We start from the raw sequence: 19,222 nt of genomic DNA on the forward strand, positions 1-19,222 counted from the left end.
GGCGGCATTTGACAGGCGCGTCCGCGGGGCTCACGCTCCCTCCCGGATCGCGCGCATCCCCCCGTAGGCGCGCCCGAGGATCGTCACGTGCGTATCGTCGTCATCGGCGCCGGCGTCGTCGGCCTGGCTTGCGCCCGCGCGCTCGTCCGGGACGGGCACGCGGTGCGGGTCGTCGAGCGCGCGCTCGCCGGGGATCGCGCCTCGTCGGGCAATGCCGGCGGCCTCGCGGTGAGCGAGATCGCCCCGGCCGCATCGCCCGGGATCTGGAAACGCGTCCCGCGCTGGCTCGTCGATCCGCTGGGGCCGCTGTCGATACGCCCGGGCCATGCGCTTCGGCTGCTGCCGTGGTTGCGGCGCTTCCTGGCGAGCGGAACGCCCGCCGAGATCGCGCGCATCAGCGCGGCGAACGCGGCGCTGATGCGGTGCGTCTACGACGACCTCGTCCCGCTCCTCGGCGACATCGGCCTCTCGCGCGACCTGCGCCGCGAGGGCGCGCTGACGGTCTACGAGAGCGGGGCCGGCTTCGAGGCCGAGCGGGCGGACTGGGAGCGACGGGCGTCGCACGGGTTCCCGTACGAGGTCCTGAGCAGGGACGAGGCCCGCGCCATGGAGCCGGCGCTCTCCCCGCGGATCGCGCGCGCGGTGTTCGATCCCGCCTGGGGCGTCGTCGCCGACCCGCGCCGGATCGTCGACGGCCTCGAAGCCTGGCTGCGCGCCCGCGACGTCGCCTTCCACGAGGCCGAGGCCCTCGCGCTCGAGCCGAAGCTCGACCGGGTCACCATCACGCTGGGCGACGGGACGGCGGGGGACGCGGATCTCGTCGTCGTCGCGGCGGGCGCATGGTCGTCGCGGCTCGCCGCGAGCGTGGGGGACCCCGTGCTGCTCGAATCCGAGCGCGGCTACAACGTCACGATCCCGCAGCCCACCGTCACGCTCTCGCGCCAGCTCGTCTTCGCCGAGCGCAAGTTCGTCGCGACGCCGCTGGCGATCGGCCTGCGGATCGGCGGCGCGGCGGAGTTCGCCGGGCTCGACGCGCCGGCCCGTCTCGCCCGGGCGGACGCGCTCGCGCGCCTCGCGCGGATCTACCTGCCGGACCTCGACACGCGGGGCGCCACGCGCTGGATGGGCCAGCGCCCCTCGACGCCCGACGGCCTGCCGGTGATCGGCTGGTCGCCCGGCAAGGGGCGCGTGATCTACGCCTTCGGCCACGGCCATCTCGGCCTCACCCAGGCCGCGACGACGGGACGTCTCGTCGCAGGGCTGCTGTCCGGGGACACGGGAGGCATCGACATGGAGCCCTATGGAATCTCCCGTTTCGCACGGTAGCAGCGGCGATCGACCGGTCGATGCTCGTCGTGCGCGGACTTCGATGCTTGGTGAATACAGGGTGATGCGTCTTATTTCTATACTTTAGAGCCATTCTCAACTGGATATTCCTTCTTTTCAGCAATTCTAAGCTTTGCTCGAGCGCTTGACGACTTGGTCGCGATCGTTATTCATGCCGCCCGTCGCCGCCGCGGCGCAGCGCGCGCCGAGGCGGCTCGCCAGATCGACATCCGGGCGCATCGACCGCTCGGCCACGGGAGAGAGACGATCGCCATGACCCACTTCCTGCCCGCACGCCGCACCCTTCTCCTCGGCACGGCCCTCGCCGCCGGCCTCGTCGGCCTGCCCGCGCTGGCCGTCGCGCAGAGCGGCGAGCTGAACCTCTACTCGTCGCGCCACTACGACACCGACGAGGCGCTCTATGCGGACTTCACCGCGCAGACCGGCATCACCATCAACCGTATCGAGGCGGGGGCCGACGAACTCATCGAGCGCATGATCTCGGAGGGCGCCAACTCGCCGGCCGACATCCTGGTGACGGTCGACGCCGGGCGTCTCGAGCGTGCGCAGCAGGCGGGCCTGTTCCAGGCGGTCGAGTCCGAGGTGCTGCAGGAGCGCGTGCCCGAATACCTGCGCGATCCCGAGAACTTCTGGTTCGGCTTCTCCAAGCGCGCCCGCGTGATCATGTACGCCTGCGATCGCGTCGAGAACCCGCCGCAGACCTACGAGGCGCTCGCCGACGACGAGTGGGAGGGCCGTGTGCTCAGCCGCTCCTCGACCAACATCTACAGCCAGTCGCTGACGGGCTCCGTGCTCGCCGCGCTCGGCCCCGAGGCGACCGAGGAGTGGGCCGGCGGGCTCTCCGAGAACTTCGCCCGCGAGCCCCGCGGCGGCGACACCGACCAGATCCGCGCGGTCGCGGCCGGCGAGGGCGATCTCGCGATCTCCAACACCTACTACCTCGGCAACCTGATGCGCTCGGAGAACCCCGACGACCGCGCGGTGGCCGAGCAGATCTGCGTCGTGTTCCCGAACCAGGACGGCCGCGGCACGCACGTGAACATCTCCGGCGGCGGCGTCGCGGCGAACGCGCCGAACCCCGAGGCGGCCAAGCTCTTCCTCGAGTACCTCGCCTCCGATTCGGCGCAGCGCTACTTCGCCGAGGGCAACAGCGAGTACCCGGTGGTCCAGGGCGTCGCGGCGCCCGAGTGGATCCAGACGCTGGGCGAGTTCCAGGAGGACGACCTCTCCGCCGAGATCTTCGCGCAGAACAACGCCGAGGCCCTGATGATCATGGATCGGGCCGGCTGGAAGTGATGCGCGGGACGGAGCCGGCGGCGGCGGGGGCGACCTCGGCCGCCGCCACCGGCCTGATGAAGGAAGGCATCGCCCTCGCCGGGACCCGGCGGGGGCGAGCCCGTTCGCGTGCCCCGCGCGCGCTCGTCGTCGCGACGGCGCTCGTGGCGGCGCTCGTGCTGCTGCCGATCCTGTCGGTCGCCTCGAGCATGGTCTCGCCGCGCACGGAGGTGATGGCGCACCTCGCCTCGACGATCCTGCCGGACCTGCTCGTGAACACCGGCATCCTGGTGCTGGTCGTCGGGCTCGGCACGATCTCGATCGGCGTGGTCAGCGCCTGGCTCGTGACCCAGTGCCGCTTCCCGTTCTCGCGCGCCTTCGTCTGGCTGCTGCTGCTGCCGCTCGCGATCCCCGGCTACATCATCGGCTACGCCTACGCCGACTTCCTCGCCTTCGCCGGCCCGGTGCAGACGGGCCTTCGGGAGCTGTTCGGCTGGACGAGCCCGCGCGACTACTGGTTCCCGGACGTATACAATGTCTGGGGCGTGAGCGGGATGCTCACCTGCGTCCTCTACCCCTACGTCTACCTGCTCGCCCGCGCCGCCTTCCTGGAGCAGACGGCGAACGCGTTCGACGCGTCGCGCGCGCTCGGGCACGGGCCCTGGAGCGCCTTCTTCCGCGTCGCGCTGCCGCTGGCGCGCCCGGCGATCGCGGCGGGCGTCGCGCTCGCGCTGATGGAGGCGCTCGCCGATTTCGGCACGATGCAATATTACGGCGTACGCACGTTCACCACGGCGATCTACCGCACCTGGTTCGGCATGGGCGACCAGACGGCGGCCGCGCAGCTGGCCACCGGGCTCCTGGTCTTCGTGCTCGTGCTGATCGCGCTCGAGCTCCATGCACGGGGCGCGCAGCGCTACACCCAGGTGGGCCGCGGCGCGCGCAAGGCGCCCGCCTTCCGACTGCGCGGCTGGCGTGCGGCCCTCGCCATCGTCGCCTGCGCGCTGCCGGTGGTCGCGGGCTTCGTCGCCCCGGTTCTGATCCTGCTGCGCCTGCACCTGATCGGCGGCGACCCGTTCATGAGCGAGCGCTTCTGGCGCTATGCCGCGAACTCGCTGACGCTCGCCGCGATGGCGGCGGTGCTGCTCGTCGCGGTGGCGGTGCTCCTCGCCTACGCCACGCGCCTTTCGCAGGCGCGGTCCCTTCGGGTTCTCGTGCGGGTCTCCACCATCGGCTACGCCGTGCCCGGAACCGTCGTCGCGGTGGGCGTCCTCGCCCCGCTCGGCGCCTTCGACAACGCGGTCGACGGCTTCTTCCGGGAGACGTTCGGCATCTCGACGGGGCTCATCCTGTCGGGCACGGTCGTGGCCGTGCTGTTCGCCTACCTGGTGCGCTTCCTCGCCATCGCATACGGCTCGGTCGAATCGGGTTTCCTGAAGATTTCGAGGACGATGGACGACGCGGCGCGGATGCTGGGCGAGAAGCCCGGCGGCGTCGTCGCGCGCGTGCACGCGCCGCTCCTGCGCGGCTCGCTCGTCACCGCCGCACTGATCGTCTTCGTGGACGTGCTCAAGGAGCTGCCGGCGACCCTGATCGTGCGGCCGTTCAACTTCGACACGCTGGCCGTGCGCGTCTACCAGCTCGCCTCCGACGAGCGCCTGGCCCAGGCGGCCACGGGCGCGCTGGCGATCGTCGCGGTGGGCATCCTGCCGGTGCTGCTGCTGATGCGCGTGATGGCGAAGGGGGAGAGCGCACGGTGAGCCGAGCGGCCGCGAACCTCCCCAATCGTGGGAGGGGGATCGGCGCCGCAGGCCGACGAGACGGAGGGCGCGCGCCGAAGGTGCGTCCGACGCCCGCCGAAGCCGTCCACGCCCGCGGCATGACGGGACTCCGCCCCCGGCTCGCTCGGCTCGCCTTCCCCGCCCCGAGGGGGCTGGAGGCGGTCCACGACCTCTATTGCTGCGCCGCCGGCGCGAAGGCGGGGATCGTCGCGTCCGGCTGGACCGGCTCGGGCGTGCCCAGGAGGAGCCGCGCGGCGCCCGAGCGCTGGATCAGCGCCTTGGCGTCGGGCACCAGCGCGACGTCGGTGAGGGGGCCGCGGAAGCCGAAGGTCAGCGCGGAGATCAGGTTGTCGTCGCCCACCGGCGTGACGCTCTCCACCGCCGCCTTGGCGTCGATGCGCCGCGCGGCGAGGGAGATCGTGCCCTCCAGCATGCCCGAGAGCTGGGGGCTCTCGAAGCCGGCGTCGACGATGCGGCCGACGCCGTCCTCCACCTCGAGGCGCGCGATCGCGCTGGAGAAGGGCGTGCGCCCGCTGCGCAGGGTGCGCGTGGCGGTCAGCGGCTGACGCTCGAAGCGGCGCAGCGCCTCGGCGAGGTCGACGCCTGCGAACTCGCCCGCGCCCACCTCCACCACGATCGCGCCCTGGAGCGCCCCCAGCAGCGCGTCCGCGTCCACGCCGGTGCCGATCAGCGCGATGTCGCTCGTCGCGGCGCCGGCGACCCACGCCGATCCGAGCGCGCGGCCGAGCGCGCCGAGGTCGACGCGCGACCCCTCCGCCTCCAGCCGCATCTCGACGCCCGCGGGTGCGTCGGCGAGGGCGAAGCGCCCGCGGATCTCGCCGCCGGCGAGGCCGGCGCGGGAGACCGTCGTCTCGATCCGCCCGGCATTGACGAGCACGCTCATCGCCACCTCGCCGAGCCGCACCGCGCCGATGCGCGCCTCGCTCGCCGAGAGGCGCAGGTCGAGGTCGGCGGCCGTGTGCTGGGAGAGCGTCAGCGGAACCCGGCGCAGCGGCGAGGCCGGGTTGCTCGCCTCGAGCACGGGCGCGGCGAAGCGGCTCAGGTCGAGGGTCGTGGCCGCGAGCGTCCCGCTGATGCCGAGGCGGCCGTCCGCGAGCCGCGCGGTGATCGCGCCCTCGAGCGGTGCGCCGCCGAGCCCGAGCTCGAGCGCCGAGAAGGAGAGCGTACGCCCCACGCCGTTCGCGTGCCCCTGGAGCGAGAGCGGCCCGACGAGCGGGCCGAGCGGCAGCCGCGCGCCGGTCCAGGCCAGGACCTCGCGGGCGGCGCGGGTCTCGAAGGAGACGGTGCCCGCCAGCCAGGGGCTGTCGCGGCCGGCGGCGATGCTCCCGGCGACGGAGAGGCGGCCGAGGCGACCCGACAGGCGCAGGTCGATCGGGCTGCGCGCGCCCTTCGCGAGCGCGGAAGGATCGAGCTGGGAGAGCGCGATCGAGATCGCCTCGCCGCGCACGGCGGCCGAGCCGGAGAGCGAGACGGGACCGCGCCCGTCCGGCCAGGAGAGCCTGAGGTCGGCGTCGCGGATCACCTCCCGGCGGCTCGCGCCGGCATCGGTGTAGACGATCGTCGTGTCGAGGAGGCCGATCGCGCCGACGAGGGCGCCCCGCGGCTCGCCGACCCGCTCCGACAGCCGCGCGAGGGCGACGTCCCAGGGCGAGCGGCCGTTCGCGTCGATCGCCACCACGATCCGCGACTGGGCGAGCGAGGCCTCCGTGAGCCGGATGCGGCCGAGCACGAGCGGACCCCAGGCGAGCTGGCCGCGCAGCGCGCCGCCCTCGATCAGCGGCGTGCCGGCCGCGTCGGCGAGCCGAACGTCCTCGAACTTCACCCGCGGGGAGGGCAGGAAGGCGATCGTGGTGCGGCCGGCGACCGGGAAGGCGAGGCCGAGCTCGCGCTCGATCTGGCGCTCGACTGCCGCGCGCAGCGCGTCCGAGGAGACGGTCCACGGCGCGACCGCCAGCACGAGCCCGGCGAGAACGAGGATCCCGACGGCGCCGACGATCAGCCTCGCCTTCAGGGACGGTCTCTCGCGCAGGGAGGATGTGTGGCGCATGCCGAACGGGGTCTCGCAGGCGGGTCTCGTGGCGACGGGCCCCCTCGGCCGAGGCGACCCCGTGAACGATCGCGCGACGGACGCGCCACGCTTCTTTAACCAGTCGAGGCGGTGTTCCGAAAGCCCCGCGTGCGACTTGCTCGCCCCAAAACGCGGCGATCGTACGGCAGAGCCCGCGCCCCCCGGAACCGCGGAGGACGACGCGGGGGATGGAACGTCCCACGGCGCTCGCCCGTTTGCGCCCGATCAAGGCGGCGCGTGCGCACGCGTGCTCGTCTGTGCGTCCATCTCGACCGACAGACGGGAACGCGCGTCATGAGTCTCCCTCACAACTTCAAGCGAATCATCCTGCATCTCGCCCGCAGCCACGATCATCCCAACGGATCCGCGCGACACGGCTACGACATCGTGGCGCCGCTCGACGCCGATGGTCGCATCGACCCCGAGGCCTGGCGGTCGCGCCGGGACGTCTGCCGCGTGCGCCGGTTCTGGAGCGGCGAGGCGGACCAGGTCGGCCGTCTCGTCCACCGCGCCGGCGGCAAGGGCGGCCATACCTGGATCTTCGACTACGACCCGGACCGGGACGACGACGACGAGGCCGCCTTCCGACTCGGCGACCACGTCCTCCAGATCGGCGAGTACATCTCGATCAGGGACGACATGGACGAGATGCACACGTTCCGGGTCGTCTCGGTGATCAACGCCGACTGACCCGCGCCGATCGACCGACGCCGATCGACCGACGCCGGCGCCAAGCGCCGCAAGCCGCTCGGCGTCGCCCACGCGCTCGCGAAAGGAGCCGCCGATGCCCGCGATCCCGACCGTCGCCCTGCCCGACGGCACGTCCGTCCCCGCGCTGGGGCAGGGGACGTGGCGGATGGGCGAGGACCGCTCCCGGCGCGCCGACGAGGTCCGTGCGCTGCGGCTCGGCCTCGACCTCGGCATGACCCTCGTCGACACCGCCGAGATGTACGGCTCCGGCGGCGCCGAGGAGGTCGTCGGCGAGGCCATCGACGGGCGGCGCGAGGAGGTGTTCCTCGTCTCGAAGCTCTACCCGCACGACGCCGACCGCGCGGGGGTGCGCGAGGCCTGCGCGCGCTCCCTCTCCCGGCTCGGGGTCGAGCGGCTCGATCTCTACCTGCTGCATTGGCGCGGGAACGTGCCCCTGGCGGAGACGCTCGCGGGCTTTCGCGATCTCCTCGACGCGGGGCGCATCGCGCGGTTCGGCGTCAGCAACTTCGACACGGACGACATGGAGGAGCTGTGGGGCCTGCCCGGCGGCGAGGCGTGCGCGACGAACCAGGTGCTCTACAACGTCACCGAGCGCGGTCCGGAATGGGACCTCGTGCCCGCGCTCCGGGCGCGCGGCGTGCCGCTGATGGCCTACAGCCCGGTGGGGCAGGGCGGCCTGCCCGAGCGCGCGCTCGCCGGCATCGCCGAGAAGCACGGCGCGAGCGCGTATCGCGTCGCGCTCGCCTTCGTGCTCTCGCGCCCCGGCACGATCGCGATCCCCAAGGCCGCGACCGAGGCGCACCTGCGCGACGACCGCGCGGCGCTCGACCTCGTGCTCGACGACGAGGACCATGCCGAGCTCGACCGGCTCTTCCCGCCGCCGCGCGCACCCACGCCGCTGGCGATGCTCTGAGCCGGCGCGGCGTCGGGGGCGTCGTCTCGGCGTCACGAAAGGGGCTGGACAAGCGCCGGCACCCCCGCTATCTAGCCGCCATCGCCGACGGGAACCGGGCCATCGCCCGCGCGTTGCCAGGGCGATGGCGGCGACGCCACCCCTGCTGGGGGATAGTTTAACGGTAGAACCGCGGACTCTGACTCCGCTAGTCCTGGTTCGAATCCAGGTCCCCCAGCCACTTGATTTCCTTGCGCTTTTCGGATTTCGACAGACGACGCGACCGGCTCGGTTGGGCGCGCGGTTGGGAGGATTGCGGCGAGCGCCGCCGCCTCCAGCTTCGCGACGGCGCTCCGGGCGAGCACCGGATCACGATGCAGGTAATGGGCGTCGAGGATGGCGCGCACGTCCGCGAGAGACAGGCCGGTGAACGTGGCGATCTCCGGCTCGGTCGCGCCTGCGAGGGCGAGCCGGGTCACCGACGTCCCGCGAAGGTCGTGGAAGGTGAGCCCCGCGAGCCCGGCGCGGCCCTTGGCCTTGCCCCACGACGCCCGGAAGCCGCTCTCCGTCCAGGGATGCGCTCGCGTGTTGACGAGGATGATCGGCGAGCGGCGTGGCGTCGCCTCGAGCGCGGTCTTGAGAGGCGCGCCGACAGGGATGATCACGCGCCGGCCGGTCTTCGACTGGCGTATCCGAATTGCGGCTCCGTCGTACGCGCTCCACGGCAGGCGCAGCAGGTCGCCTTGCCGCTGCCCGGTCCAGACGGCGAGCAGCAGCGGCAGGCGCAGATGCGGCGGCGCGGCGGCGAGGAACGCCGCCTCGTCGTCGAGGCTCCACACCTTGTCCGACCGGCTGGCCTTGTAGAGCCGCCCGCCGCGCTCGCACGGGTTCGCGACCACGAGCCCGCGATCCTTCGCCCAGGACAGCGACCGGGCGAGCACCGTCCAGGCATAGTCCGCCTGGCGGCGTGAGCGAGCGGCGAGCCCGTCGCGCCACGACATGAACTCGCCGCGAGCGCGGCGATCGGCGAGAGCGGCGAGCGGGAAGTCGGCGAAAGCCGCTTCGATGCGGTGCAGCTGCTTGACGTAGTCCGCCCGTGTGCGCGCGGCGAGCCCGGTGAACTCGCCGGAGCGCTGATACGCGTCGAGTATCTCCTGCAGGGTGCCCGGCGCGGCGAGCGAGCGCGCGGCGTGGGCGCGCTGATAGGAGGCGACGAACTCCGGCGAGCCGGGCGCGCCGTCGAGGCGCGGGCCGCCCTTCCATGCGTACCAGTAGGTGACGCGCTCGCCGCCGGCGAGCACCTTGGACACCCGGTTGATCCCCTTGAGCCTAACCCGCACCACGGCGCGACTCCTTCCACGCGTCGAACGGGTCGGACGGCTCGCGCGGCGCGGCCGCCTCCGCAGAGACGACGATGATTCGCCCGTCCGGCGCGATCTCGACACGCCCCACGCGCAAGCCTGCGCTCGCCGCGCCCTTCACAGCGCGGGCGACGTCGGCTTGCGTGAACGGGGCGGGGCGGCGCGGCATGATCAGGCACTCGCCTTCGGCGCATTGCGACCGAGGCGCCCGCGAGCGATGGTTTCGCGGGCGCCTTCGGCATGCACGAGCGTCAGAGCGTAGGACGCGCCGTCACCTGCGGGGATCGCCTGCACGTGCTCGGCGCGCAGGTGCACCGTCAAGCGGATCGCGTCGGGAAGGTCGGGGGAGGCGGTCACTTCGATATTGCCCGGCCAAAAGGCGAAGTTCTCGGCGGCCGGCGGCCACCCGTACCGAAATTCGATCTCCTCGACGCCGCACATTAGCCATTCCGCTCCAATGTTCGACACGTCTACGTCAAACTTGATCGTGTGATTGGCGCCCGTCGTGAGGGCGATATCTTGCACAATGGAATTATGATACAGCATCACAATCCACCATCACTGAATGTTCCTTCAACCGCTGCAGCTGTTGCCTGACCTATTCTCCGTGCCATTGCCTCTACATCCTCGGCACCGTGGATGTGGAACGTATTCGTGTTGGTAACGGTGACATTTGGCCGCTGAGGCGGGTTGGTCACGTTCACGTCGACTTGCTCGCCGCGCTGGAGCAACTGCGACAGCGACATGTTCGCGATCGTCACCTCGGGATCGTTCGCGCTCGGAAGCTGCGAGACGGAGCGGGCGTCGAAGGGCGTGCCGCGGAAACCGCCCGCCATCGGCGCTCGGTTGTCCGGGCGGAAGCCGCCGAAGCCGCCGAGGGTGAAGTCGCGACCCGAATAGCCTGGGGCTGCCGCGGTCGCCGCATCGATTTCGGCGAGGCGAGCCTCGAGGCGCGCCTGCGCCGCGCGCGCTTCCTCGCCGCCCCAGAGGCGGTTGAGGCTCCCCAGCACTCCGCCACCGAAGACCCCGGGGCCGCCTCCCGTCTCGGCGAGGTACTGGTCATAAGCTGCCCGGCGATCGAGGAAACGCTGGTTCTGATCGAGGCCGAGAGCCCGATCGAGGGCCGGCATGGCGTGTTCCTCGATCGCGTATTCACCGGCTTTCAGCGCGAACCAGGCGGCCGCGCCACGCACCACGCCTCCCGCGAGCGTCCGCATCATCCCGGCCATGCCGCCGCCACCGGGGCCGGGCGGGCCGCCAGGGCCGCCCCCGGGCGGCGCTCCCCCGGGCGGAACCGGCGGCGCGCTGCGCAGCGCCCGGAACAACTTGTACAGGTTGCCGGCGAGCAGGCCCACGGTTACGGCGAGCGCGCCGAGTTCCACTGCCGACAGATCGGACATCATTCGCGTCACATCGCCGAGACTTTCGGCCTCGCGCGAGATCTCGATGAGCTTCGCGATCGCCGTCGCCACGGCCGCGACCTTGAAGAACTTGCTCGTGACGAGCGCGGTAATCGCCCCGGCGAGCAGGCTTGTGCCGGCCGCCATGCCGTACATCGTGAGGACGGCGCCCCAGCCGCTCATCTTCGCGAACGCGTCGTTGAGATGGTCGAACGCATCCCCGAAGTTCCCACCGAGCAGGTCGTCGCCGAAGGCGCGGAAGTCCCGGCCGATCTGCCGAAACAGGTTCGAGGTCTCCGCAAGGCGCATGGCGTCGCTCTCGAACGCCTCGGCGCTGCCGAACAGGCCCTCGTTGAGCCAACCGCCCAGCTCGCGCAGCCCATCAAGGATACCGCCCTGCCCGTCGCCGAGCCCGACCATCAGCGCCTGGTAGGCGGTGCTGATGCGATCGAAGATCGTCACGCGGCCCGCCAGACTCTCCAGGAAGCCGGTGAGCGACTGGAGGTGTTCCGTCATGCGCTCCATGAAGCGCTCGATGCTCGGGTTGACCATCTCCCCGAATGCGATCGCGACGCCCTCGGCGGCCGAAGAGAGCCCGCGCATGGCGCCGTTGAAGCCTTCCATCTGCGCGGCCGCGACCCGGTCGGCCGTGCCTGCCGAATTCTGAAGATCGCGATCGAGCCCGTGGAGCGCATCGGCTCCCTGCGTGACGAGCGCCGCCATGGCCGGGCCGGCACGCTGGCCGAACAGCTCCATGAAGAGGCCCGCGTCCTCCGCATGGGGCTCGAGCTGGCGGACGATGTCTACCAGCGGCAGCAGGCGGCCCTGCGCGTTGGTGAAGTTGAGGCCCGCGCGTCGCATCACGCGGGTCATCCCGGCGGTGGGCGAGAGGATGTTCGAGATCGCACCGCGCAACGACGTGCCGGCCATCGAGCCCTGGATGCCGGCGTTGCCCATCAGTCCGAGCGCCGCCGCGGCCTCCTCGAACCGCACGCCGGCCGCCGTGGCGGTCGGACCGGCATATTTGAACGCCTCGCCGAGCTGCGACAGGTCGGTATTCGCCGACGTGAACGCCTTCACCAACACGTCGTTCGCGCGCCCGAGCTGGTCCACCTCCATATTGTAGCCGGACAGGACGTTCGACACGATGTCGGCGGCGGAACCGAGATCCATCTGCGCGGCGGCCGCGAGCTGCAGTGTTCCCGGCATTGCCGCGAGGATTTCGTCGGTCTTGAACCCTGCCATGCCGAGGAAGCCCATGGCGTCGGCGGCCTGCGACGCGGTGAACTGCGTCGTGCGGCCGAGTTCCTTCGCCTGGGCCTCCATGGATTGAAGCTGCTCGAACGTGGCGCCGGTCACGACGCCCACCTTGTTCATCGCCTGCTCGAAATCCGCCGCCGTCCTGGATGCGCCCATGAAGGCGCGCCCGAGCCCGTATGCGCCGCCGAGCGCCGCCGCCTGCGCCATCAGCCCGCCGGAGAACATGCCGAAGCTGGGCAGCATCAGCGCCCGGTTCAGCCCCGCTGCGCCCCGCTGGAGCCGATCCATCGCGCCCGACACCCCGCGCGCCGGCCCGGTGAGCCGGTCCATCAGCCGGATGACGAGATTGGATTCGAGGGTCGCCATGCCAGTGCCTCAGTGCGCGGGCGTTGAAAGGGTGGGCGTGGCGCGGGAGGTGACGAGCCCGGCGGGGCCTCCCGCGCCTTGTCCGGGCCGCCCGGCCCGTCGAGAAGGTCCCCGCCGATCCCGGTTTTACGGGGCCGCCTCGAGGGCCGCGAGGCGGCTCTCGAGGTCGGCGGTGGTCTCGCTCGGCGCGGCGCCGAACACGCCGTTGAGGCGCACGCGGGCCGTCGTGGCGCCGTCCGCCGCGGCCTCGGTCGCGACGCCGACGAGCGGACGCCCGGCGGCGAGCGCGGCGGCCTCGCCGGCGGCGGCGTTCCAGTAGACCGGCGCGCCGGCTGTGAAGGTCGTGGCGCCCGCCTTGGGCAGGTCGTAGACGCCCGTCGTGGCGATCTCGACGGGCGCGCCGGCGGCCGCGGTCGTGGCCGCGACGCCGAAGAGCGAGCCGACGAGAACGCCCGCGCCGCTCGTGACGCCGCCGGCCGGGGCCGTGACGGTGATCAGGTTGCCGGGCTGCACGTGGTTGCGCATGGTCACAATCCCTTGCTGTAGGAAAAGCGGACGGCGCGCACGCGCCGGCCGGTGGCGTTGGCGAGCTGTCGCTCGAGGTCGGAAATCGCCGCGGCCATCTCGCTATCCGAGCGGTACTCGACTTCCTCGTCGGAGAAGCGCACCCGCTTCTCGGCGCTCGCGCGGGCGGCGCGCAGCGTCTCCAGGCGGGCGGCGATGGCGGCGGCGTCGCTCATGATCAGGCACCGGGGTTCATGTGCCAGGAACGCCAGTCGACGAAGCCCGCACCGAAGTCGAGGCGGCCCTTGATCTGGACGCCGTCCACCTCGAAGCCGGCCTTCGTCTCGACGACGACGCCTTCCTCGCCCTCCAGGTACGCGTACTCCAGGCCGTCGACGGTCGCCGGGTCGGCGGCGACGTACCAGCGCCCCGCGTCGGTGAAGCGGGGCTCGACGACGAGCACGAGCTTGCCGGCGAAGGGGTTGACGTCGTCGGGACGGGTCGGCGCGAGCTGGGTGAGGACCTTCTCGCCCGTGGTCTCCAGGTCCGGCGGAACCAGGAGGAAGCGCGGGGCGACGTCGATGAGGTCGCCGGCGAGGCCGGTCTGCTTGCGCATGGCCTTGCGCGCCTCGCCGAGCGCCTCGACGGCGAGCGCCGCGCCGGCCGACACGTTGGCGTGCGAGGCGTGGAACAGCGGACTCCCGTCCGACATGGTGGGGCCGGCGCCGGCGTTGGCGAGGATCAGTTGCACCAGGATCTTGGCCTCGGTCGCCGCCGCGGTCACGCCGAAGCGCCGGCCCATGTCGGCGAAGGCGCCGAGGTCGTCGTTGACGATCGCCTGGCGGGTCACGCCGATGATCAGGCCCCGCGTCTCCAGCGCGTACGACGACACGCTCTCGCGCAGCGTCCCGGACTTGAACTCGCCGTGCTCGTTGACCTTCTCCAGCTGCGCCGGCCCGTCCAGCTGGAGGCTGTGCTTGGCCTTGAAGTCGCGGGCGGTGGTGCGCCGGCCGGTCTGCTTGAGGCCGGACGGCGCGGCGCGGTAGGCCTCGCGCATCGTGCGCCCAATCCCCTCGCCGAGGATGGCGGGGAAGTCCGACGTCGAGTGCAAGGCGCGCTCGACGATGGTCGCCGCCGAGAGGCCCGAGACCGGCGTGCCGCGCGCCGTGAGGCACTCGCGCGCGAGATCCAGTGTCGTCATCCCCATGAAGCGGCGGGCGGGCTCGCTCGGCGCGTGGCCGGGCGTGTAGCGCGCGAACACGGCCTCGCCGGCGGCGCGCACGCGGTGCGCCGGGTCCGTCCAGTCGGTGCCCATCTCGACGCGGGGCGCCGAGCGAACGGACTCGGCCGGGCCGCCGCGGCGCTGCATCTCGGCGAAGGCGGCGGCGCGGGTGCCCTCGACGTCGGCGCCCGCATCGATCTGCGCATCCGCCCAATCGCGGCCGAGGCCGGACAGGGTGGCGATGGAACGGATCTCGCGGTTGACCGCGGCGCGGTCGACGACGGCCGGGGCCGGCGGCGCCGAGCGCTCGACGGAAGGCGTCGCCGGCGGGGGAGGCGGCGGCGTCGGTGCGGGGTTGGCGGGGGTGTCGACTTCGGGCGGCATGGGATCGCTCCTGGTTGAGGCCTTCGGGTCTGCGGGGACGGGGACGATGGAGACTTCGCGCAGCTGCCAGCGGGTCGCCGTCTTCGTCCGGGCGCCCGTCTTCGGGTCGGTCTGCTCGGCCCAGGCGAGCACGACGTAGCCGATGGACACGCCGAACCGGGCGCCGTCGCCGAGCTCGCTCGCCAGCGTCTGCGCGGTCGTGTTGTGGGGGGAGAGCGTGAGACGGGCGCGCACGTCGCTGCGCGTGGGGCGAAGCCGATCGGCCCGGCCGATCACGTGCGCCATGCTCTCGCGCCGGTGCGCGTCGAGCAGCACGACGCTGTCGATCGCCTCCATGCCGGCGGGGTCGAGAAGCTCGACGTAGGTCCCGCGCTCGTCCCAGCGCCGGACGCCCGCACCGTTCGTCGCGATCACGGCCTCTACCTGTCGCGTCTCGGCGTTCCAGGTCGAGCCCGCCTCGGCGGGTGCCAGGCGCGTGACGATCGCGTCGGGATCGCCCGCGCGAGAGAGGGTGGCGGGTGCGTTCATCGGGTTCGGCTCCGGGGAGGGGCGTTCTCGCGCTCGGCGATCGTGTCGCCGAGGAGCTTGTCGAGGCACCGGACGGCGGTGCGGACGCGGCGCAGCTCCTCGAGAGAGGCGCGCCCGCGGCGGCGCAAGACGACGTCGCGGAAGTCGCAGAAGGCCGGCGAGAGGACGTCGCGCGCTTCGATCGCCGCGGCCTCGTCGTCGCCGCGGGTCGCGTCGTGCGGCCGGGCGAACACCTCGTCGAGCATGTGGCCGATGTTCGGGGGATGGGTCATTCCGCCCCCCCTTCGGGAGCCGCGGGCGCGGCCAAGGGCGCCGCGACGAAGGCGAGCCCCATGCGGCCCTCGCGCTCGCGATCGGCGGCAATCTCGGCGTCGAGCGCCTCGACGTCGTAGCCACGGGCGGCGACCGCCTGGCGACGGGACTTGAGCCCGGCGCCGATCTCCAGCAGCTCGGCCTCGACGTCCTTCTTCGGGTCGACCCAATCGAAGCGCGGCGTCATCCACCGGGCGGCGAGGAAGGCTTCCGGGTCCCGGAAGAACCCGGCGAAGCGCGGATCACCCGCGAGGGCCTTCCAGGTCACCCACCGACGCCACACGGGCCGGCAGAACTGGAAGACCATCATGCTGTGCTGGAGCGCCTCGACGCGGCGACGCCACTCGACGAGGCCGGCGCGCAGGCTCGAATAGTTCGCCTGTGTCAGGTCGCCCGTGAGGACGTGCGCGGGGACGCCGATCGCCGCGGCGATCTCGCGCGCGGTGATCCGAAGGAATTCGATCGCTTCGGCGCCGATCGGCGCGGCCTCGCTGAAACGCACGTCCTGTCCCGGGTCGAGGACCGTCATCGTCCCCGGCTCGAGGGACGGCGGACCGCCTTCGACGGAGGCGCGCCCGGCAAGCTCTTCCCCGGCGCCGTCGGGGCTCACGATGAAGCCGGCGAGAAGCGCGGCGACGAGCTGGCGTTGCAGCTGCGCGTCGGTCGCTCGGTCGTAATCGGCGAAGCGCAGGAGCGCCGCGGCGAACCAGGTGAGGCCGCGGACCTGTCCGGGGACGATCGGCCGGAAGACGTGCAGCACGTCCTCGGCGGGGAGGCGGACGGTCTCGACGCGAGCGAACCAGGAGCCCGGCGGCTCGAGGCGCACGTGATAGGCGACGCGCCGGCCGGCGGCGTCGAACTCGACGCCGTGCACGACGCGGTTGGCGCCGGGGCCGACGAGCACCGCCGTGTCGAGCTGCTCGGGGTCCAGGACGCGCAGGCGCATGCCGGGGAGGATGACGACGAGCGCCTCGCCGTTGGTCGCCACGGACCGCGAGACGAGCTTCTGGAGCCCGTAGAAGTCCGTCAACCCGTCCGCGTCGGCATCGTCGGTCCAGGCCTCGAAAGCCTCGCCGAGGCCGGCGACGGGGGAGACGCACTTGATGCCCGTCCCGACGAGCGCGCTTTCCCAGGCCTCGACGCCCGCGGCGCCGTGCGGGCTGTTCGCGACGAGGCCGCGGGCGCGGCGCGCGAGGATCGGCCGGGCGGCGAGGATCGCCGCCGGCGCCGAGTGCATCTCGGTGAAGCCGTCCCACCGCCGCCCGCCGGCCGCACCCTCGAACGACCGCACGAAGCCGTCGCCGCCCGGCGCGCGCCGCACGATGACGGGCGCGGCCGGAGCCGGGGCGGGGACCTCGCGGACCGGGAAGAGGGAGAGGAGGCGGGCGACGAGGGACATGGCGTCAGGCCTGGGGCTCGCGGACGCGATCGCGCGGCGCATCGGGCATCGGAGGCGCCGGCGGGTTCGGGCCCTCGCGATAATCGTCGTCATCGTCGGGCCCGGGGCGCATCAGCTCTTACTTGGAAAGCTTCGGCAGCTGAACGCCGAGCACTTCGCGCGAGAAGTGGCAAAAGCGACTCGCATCGCGCAAGTACTTGAAATTCGTCTTCATGATCGTCTGCCTTTCTCGAAAACGCGCTTCCATCCGCAGTCCGCCGGGCGCGTCGCCGGCGGCGCGTGTGGGGTCACGCGTCGCCGCGGCGGCGCGCGTTCACCCGTTCCATCGCCTCGGCCCAGGACTTCCGGCGCTCGGCGGCGATCTCTTCGAAGCTCGGCACCGACGCCGCATTGGGCCACAGGCTCGCGAGATCTACCCCCGCGCCCTCCGCCCGCCGCTGGAGCACCAGGCGCGCCGTGGTCACGTCGGTCAGCATGACGTCGACGATCCACTCGCACGCGAACTCGGTGGCCAGCTCGGCAGGCGTTCCGACGAACGGCCGATGACCCTTCATCCCGCCGAGGATCAGCCGCCCCGCGAGGATCTTCTCGGCGCCACCCTCCAGCGCGGCGCCCCCGATGAAGGGGGCCGCCGTAGCATCGATATCGTCGGCGCGCTCGATGAGCAGCTTCGCGCAGTCCCGCACGATGCCGCACGCCATCCCGCGGCCCATGTTGTGCCCGTCCGGCCCGGCGGCGAGCCGGTCGGACAGGTTGAAGGCGAGCGCCTCGAACGCAGTGTAGGTACGATCCGCCTGGTTCTCGACGGGGATGAGGCCGCGGCGCTTGAGGGCCGTGTGCGTGTCGGTGTTCAGGCCGGTGAGGGCGAAGAAGTCGGCTCGCGAGATCGCCATGATCGGGGCTCCGCTGTGAGGCCGGGCGAGCCGGCGCGTTGAGTCAAGCGGAAGGTGACATATTGTCAGCGACGAAGTCAATCTTTTTGTGTCGCGTCGGCAGCTTACCGCCAGACGTCACGCTTCCGCCGCTCTTCCGCTTCACTTCGGGGGCACGCTGGCGTCAGCCGGACCGCGGCTCGGTCGAGGCCGCCCGCGGCTGCGGCGGCTCGCCGTCGAAATGGTCGTCGAAGCCGCTCTGCATCGCCGCGGCGAGTTCGTTCATGTGCTGGACGGCGTAACGGAGCGCGTCCTCCAGGCTCGGCACAAGCACATGGACGTTGACGCCCTCGACGACGTCCGGGAGGGCGTCGCGAATCGTGAAGGCCTGCCAGTCCTCGCTGGAGAGCGCTTCCTCGAGGAGCGCGTTGACGACTGCGGCTTGCGCCTCGAGCGCCAGCGATGCCGATTCGAGCTTGCGGACGAAAGCCGTCATCCGCTCGAGCGGGGTCGTCTCGGCGAGCGGGCGCGGGAACTCGCGCTCGGCGAACTCCTTCACGCGCTCGACCTCGTAAAGCGAGCGGCCGGCGAGGAAGTCGCGGAGCCACGCGTGCGCGTTGGTCTCCGCTGTGATAGCGGTCTGGGAAGCCATGAACGATCTCCATGCGATCGGTTGTGGTCAGCGCCGGTGGGAAGCTGGAACTTCCCGCCGGCGCGCAATTGTGGTACGACCAATTTATGTCGAAGTCAATTCAGGTCGGACCAAAAAAACGAGGGCGTCCCGCCACGGGACGTGATCCGCTGGTGAGCTTCCGGGCATCGCCCGATCTCACTGCGCGCGTCGATGCATGGGCAGCTGCGCAGCCCGACACGCCCTCACGCTCGGAAGCGATCCGCCGGCTTGTCGAGGCGGGCTTAAAGGGCGAGCGTTGAGCGACGCCTAAGGCATTGCAGGGGAGAAAAGTTATGACGTTCGCTGTGGGAGACAGAGTTCAGCTGAAATCCGGTGGTCCTGGAATGACCGTTGAGAGTGTCGGCGCCAAGATCGTGTGCGTCTGGTTCGAAGGAATGAAGCGGAACCACGCCGAGTTCGTGCCGGAGACTTTAACGCCCTACCAGAGGCGTGCGATCGGGGCCGTGGCGGGGCGCCGGCGATCAGCGTGAGGAGCGCGCGGGCTACGATTGGGGGAGCGATGAGCGACGCGAGCATTCCCACCGCATGGGAGCGCAAGGCGCTCCGCATCCTCGCGGACGGCATGGGCGGCGTGGAAGACGCCGCACGGCTCGTCGGCGCCGGCGAGCGGACGCGCGCGAGCATCATCGCCAAGGGATGGGCGGAGGACGTGACCGGGCCGCTGTCGCTCGGGCGCAAGCTCCGAATCACCCCCGCCGGCCGCGAAGCGCTGGACCGGCGGAAGCCTCCGGAGCCGCGGCGCACCCGTCTCAAGCAGCTCCCGTCGCGCGTCAAGCCGCTGCCGCCCCGCGTCAAGCCGCTGTAGAGCCGAAACGACGGCTCGCC

18 protein-coding genes, 1 tRNA gene and 1 pseudogene are annotated in these 19,222 nt (G+C 72.0%); 8 read left to right on the forward strand and 12 right to left on the reverse strand.

The genetic code is table 11. The features are described from left to right. The first annotated feature begins 87 nt into the window (after nucleotides 1-87). From AB9M23_RS17335 to AB9M23_RS17345, 3 genes are all read left to right on the forward strand, one after another. Entirely contained in the window at nucleotides 88-1,326 is a 1,239-nt protein-coding gene (locus AB9M23_RS17335) for an NAD(P)/FAD-dependent oxidoreductase (RefSeq protein WP_372425834.1), read from the forward strand. A gap of 273 nt (nucleotides 1,327-1,599) precedes the next feature. Next, nucleotides 1,600-2,643, forward strand: a complete 1,044-nt coding sequence (locus AB9M23_RS17340) for an extracellular solute-binding protein (RefSeq protein WP_372425835.1) — start codon at nucleotides 1,600-1,602, stop codon at nucleotides 2,641-2,643. Next, nucleotides 2,643-4,382, forward strand: a complete 1,740-nt coding sequence (locus tag AB9M23_RS17345; RefSeq protein ID WP_372425836.1) for an ABC transporter permease — start codon at nucleotides 2,643-2,645, stop codon at nucleotides 4,380-4,382. The genes AB9M23_RS17340 and AB9M23_RS17345 overlap by 1 nt, the downstream gene beginning before the upstream one ends. A 193-nt stretch (nucleotides 4,383-4,575) precedes the next feature. Here AB9M23_RS17345 and AB9M23_RS17350 read toward each other — a convergent pair whose 3' ends face one another. Further along, on the reverse strand, nucleotides 4,576-6,471 hold the full coding sequence (locus AB9M23_RS17350; protein WP_372425837.1) for an AsmA family protein: 1,896 nt from the start codon (nucleotides 6,469-6,471) through the stop codon (nucleotides 4,576-4,578). Nucleotides 6,472-6,786: 315 nt separating this feature from the next. On the opposite strand from AB9M23_RS17350, the gene AB9M23_RS17355 reads away from it, so the two are divergent. The 3 genes from AB9M23_RS17355 to AB9M23_RS17365 all read left to right on the forward strand — a co-directional run bounded on the left by AB9M23_RS17355 (nucleotide 6,787) and on the right by AB9M23_RS17365 (nucleotide 8,336). Beyond that, on the forward strand, nucleotides 6,787-7,182 hold the full coding sequence (locus AB9M23_RS17355; RefSeq protein ID WP_372425838.1) for a hypothetical protein: 396 nt from the start codon (nucleotides 6,787-6,789) through the stop codon (nucleotides 7,180-7,182). Between the two features lie 94 nt (nucleotides 7,183-7,276). Beyond that, the gene (locus AB9M23_RS17360) at nucleotides 7,277-8,116 is read left to right on the forward strand and encodes an aldo/keto reductase (RefSeq protein WP_372425839.1); all 840 of its coding nucleotides are present in this window, start codon (nucleotides 7,277-7,279) and stop codon (nucleotides 8,114-8,116) included. Nucleotides 8,117-8,262: 146 nt separating this feature from the next. Continuing rightward, nucleotides 8,263-8,336 (forward strand) — tRNA-Gln (locus tag AB9M23_RS17365). A gap of 241 nt (nucleotides 8,337-8,577) precedes the next feature. Here AB9M23_RS17365 and AB9M23_RS17370 read toward each other — a convergent pair. From AB9M23_RS17370 to AB9M23_RS17420, 11 genes and pseudogenes are all read right to left on the reverse strand, one after another. Then, a pseudogene (locus tag AB9M23_RS17370) lies at nucleotides 8,578-9,096 on the reverse strand (tyrosine-type recombinase/integrase); the annotation flags it as partial. 328 nt (nucleotides 9,097-9,424) lie between these two features. After that, the gene (locus AB9M23_RS17375) at nucleotides 9,425-9,625 is read right to left on the reverse strand and encodes a hypothetical protein (protein ID WP_372425840.1); all 201 of its coding nucleotides are present in this window, start codon (nucleotides 9,623-9,625) and stop codon (nucleotides 9,425-9,427) included. A gap of 2 nt (nucleotides 9,626-9,627) precedes the next feature. Further along, the gene (locus AB9M23_RS17380) at nucleotides 9,628-10,002 is read right to left on the reverse strand and encodes a hypothetical protein (protein ID WP_372425841.1); all 375 of its coding nucleotides are present in this window, start codon (nucleotides 10,000-10,002) and stop codon (nucleotides 9,628-9,630) included. Then, nucleotides 10,002-12,482, reverse strand: a complete 2,481-nt coding sequence (locus AB9M23_RS17385; RefSeq protein ID WP_372425842.1) for a phage tail tape measure protein — start codon at nucleotides 12,480-12,482, stop codon at nucleotides 10,002-10,004. The genes AB9M23_RS17380 and AB9M23_RS17385 overlap by 1 nt, the downstream gene beginning before the upstream one ends. A gap of 126 nt (nucleotides 12,483-12,608) precedes the next feature. Continuing rightward, on the reverse strand, nucleotides 12,609-13,007 hold the full coding sequence (locus tag AB9M23_RS17390; protein ID WP_372425843.1) for a DUF2190 family protein: 399 nt from the start codon (nucleotides 13,005-13,007) through the stop codon (nucleotides 12,609-12,611). A 2-nt stretch (nucleotides 13,008-13,009) separates the two neighbouring features. After that, the gene (locus tag AB9M23_RS17395) at nucleotides 13,010-13,222 is read right to left on the reverse strand and encodes a phage head-tail joining protein (protein ID WP_372425844.1); all 213 of its coding nucleotides are present in this window, start codon (nucleotides 13,220-13,222) and stop codon (nucleotides 13,010-13,012) included. Nucleotides 13,223-13,224: 2 nt separating this feature from the next. Next, nucleotides 13,225-15,120 (reverse strand): prohead protease/major capsid protein fusion protein, encoded by a 1,896-nt coding sequence (locus AB9M23_RS17400; RefSeq protein WP_372425845.1) that lies wholly within the window; start codon nucleotides 15,118-15,120, stop codon nucleotides 13,225-13,227. Next, a complete protein-coding gene (locus tag AB9M23_RS17405) occupies nucleotides 15,117-15,392 on the reverse strand; it encodes a hypothetical protein (protein ID WP_372425846.1) in 276 nt (91 codons plus the stop codon). Before AB9M23_RS17405 ends, AB9M23_RS17400 begins: the two co-directional genes overlap by 4 nt. After that, nucleotides 15,389-16,831: a phage portal protein gene (locus tag AB9M23_RS17410; protein ID WP_372425847.1), complete on the reverse strand. Its 1,443-nt coding sequence runs from the start codon at nucleotides 16,829-16,831 to the stop codon at nucleotides 15,389-15,391. The genes AB9M23_RS17405 and AB9M23_RS17410 overlap by 4 nt, the downstream gene beginning before the upstream one ends. Nucleotides 16,832-17,118: 287 nt before the next feature. Continuing rightward, on the reverse strand, nucleotides 17,119-17,724 hold the full coding sequence (locus tag AB9M23_RS17415; protein ID WP_372425848.1) for a hypothetical protein: 606 nt from the start codon (nucleotides 17,722-17,724) through the stop codon (nucleotides 17,119-17,121). Between the two features lie 163 nt (nucleotides 17,725-17,887). Then, nucleotides 17,888-18,355 carry a hypothetical protein gene (locus tag AB9M23_RS17420; RefSeq protein WP_372425849.1) on the reverse strand — a complete coding sequence of 156 codons (468 nt, stop codon included), beginning with the start codon at nucleotides 18,353-18,355 and terminating at the stop codon, nucleotides 17,888-17,890. A 314-nt stretch (nucleotides 18,356-18,669) separates the two neighbouring features. Here AB9M23_RS17420 and AB9M23_RS17425 point away from each other — a divergent pair, with 314 nt between their 5' ends. Further along, a complete protein-coding gene (locus AB9M23_RS17425) occupies nucleotides 18,670-18,867 on the forward strand; it encodes a YodC family protein (RefSeq protein WP_372425850.1) in 198 nt (65 codons plus the stop codon). Between the two features lie 29 nt (nucleotides 18,868-18,896). Beyond that, nucleotides 18,897-19,202: a hypothetical protein gene (locus AB9M23_RS17430; RefSeq protein ID WP_372425851.1), complete on the forward strand. Its 306-nt coding sequence runs from the start codon at nucleotides 18,897-18,899 to the stop codon at nucleotides 19,200-19,202. Nucleotides 19,203-19,222 lie beyond the last annotated feature (20 nt).

This window comes from Salinarimonas chemoclinalis, from assembly GCF_041514305.1.
GTDB lineage: Bacteria > Pseudomonadota > Alphaproteobacteria > Rhizobiales > Beijerinckiaceae > Salinarimonas > Salinarimonas chemoclinalis.

Excerpts from the sequence above, each read along its gene's own strand:
- AB9M23_RS17430 (WP_372425851.1), top strand. The coding sequence starts at position 18,897 with ATGAGCGACGCGAGCATTCCCACCGCATGGGAGCGCAAGGCGCTCCGC.
- AB9M23_RS17340 (WP_372425835.1), top strand. The coding sequence starts at position 1,600 with ATGACCCACTTCCTGCCCGCACGCCGCACCCTTCTCCTCGGCACGGCC.
- AB9M23_RS17380 (WP_372425841.1), bottom strand. The coding sequence starts at position 10,002 with ATGCTGTATCATAATTCCATTGTGCAAGATATCGCCCTCACGACGGGC.
- AB9M23_RS17385 (WP_372425842.1), bottom strand. The coding sequence starts at position 12,482 with ATGGCGACCCTCGAATCCAATCTCGTCATCCGGCTGATGGACCGGCTC.
- AB9M23_RS17355 (WP_372425838.1), top strand. The coding sequence starts at position 6,787 with ATGAGTCTCCCTCACAACTTCAAGCGAATCATCCTGCATCTCGCCCGC.
- AB9M23_RS17415 (WP_372425848.1), bottom strand. The coding sequence starts at position 17,724 with ATGGCGATCTCGCGAGCCGACTTCTTCGCCCTCACCGGCCTGAACACC.
- AB9M23_RS17395 (WP_372425844.1), bottom strand. The coding sequence starts at position 13,222 with ATGAGCGACGCCGCCGCCATCGCCGCCCGCCTGGAGACGCTGCGCGCC.
- AB9M23_RS17360 (WP_372425839.1), top strand. The coding sequence starts at position 7,277 with ATGCCCGCGATCCCGACCGTCGCCCTGCCCGACGGCACGTCCGTCCCC.
- AB9M23_RS17425 (WP_372425850.1), top strand. The coding sequence starts at position 18,670 with ATGACGTTCGCTGTGGGAGACAGAGTTCAGCTGAAATCCGGTGGTCCT.
- AB9M23_RS17390 (WP_372425843.1), bottom strand. The coding sequence starts at position 13,007 with ATGCGCAACCACGTGCAGCCCGGCAACCTGATCACCGTCACGGCCCCG.
- AB9M23_RS17420 (WP_372425849.1), bottom strand. The coding sequence starts at position 18,355 with ATGGCTTCCCAGACCGCTATCACAGCGGAGACCAACGCGCACGCGTGG.
- AB9M23_RS17400 (WP_372425845.1), bottom strand. The coding sequence starts at position 15,120 with ATGAACGCACCCGCCACCCTCTCTCGCGCGGGCGATCCCGACGCGATC.
- AB9M23_RS17350 (WP_372425837.1), bottom strand. The coding sequence starts at position 6,471 with ATGCGCCACACATCCTCCCTGCGCGAGAGACCGTCCCTGAAGGCGAGG.
- AB9M23_RS17405 (WP_372425846.1), bottom strand. The coding sequence starts at position 15,392 with ATGACCCATCCCCCGAACATCGGCCACATGCTCGACGAGGTGTTCGCC.
- AB9M23_RS17375 (WP_372425840.1), bottom strand. The coding sequence starts at position 9,625 with ATGCCGCGCCGCCCCGCCCCGTTCACGCAAGCCGACGTCGCCCGCGCT.
- AB9M23_RS17410 (WP_372425847.1), bottom strand. The coding sequence starts at position 16,831 with ATGTCCCTCGTCGCCCGCCTCCTCTCCCTCTTCCCGGTCCGCGAGGTC.
- AB9M23_RS17345 (WP_372425836.1), top strand. The coding sequence starts at position 2,643 with ATGCGCGGGACGGAGCCGGCGGCGGCGGGGGCGACCTCGGCCGCCGCC.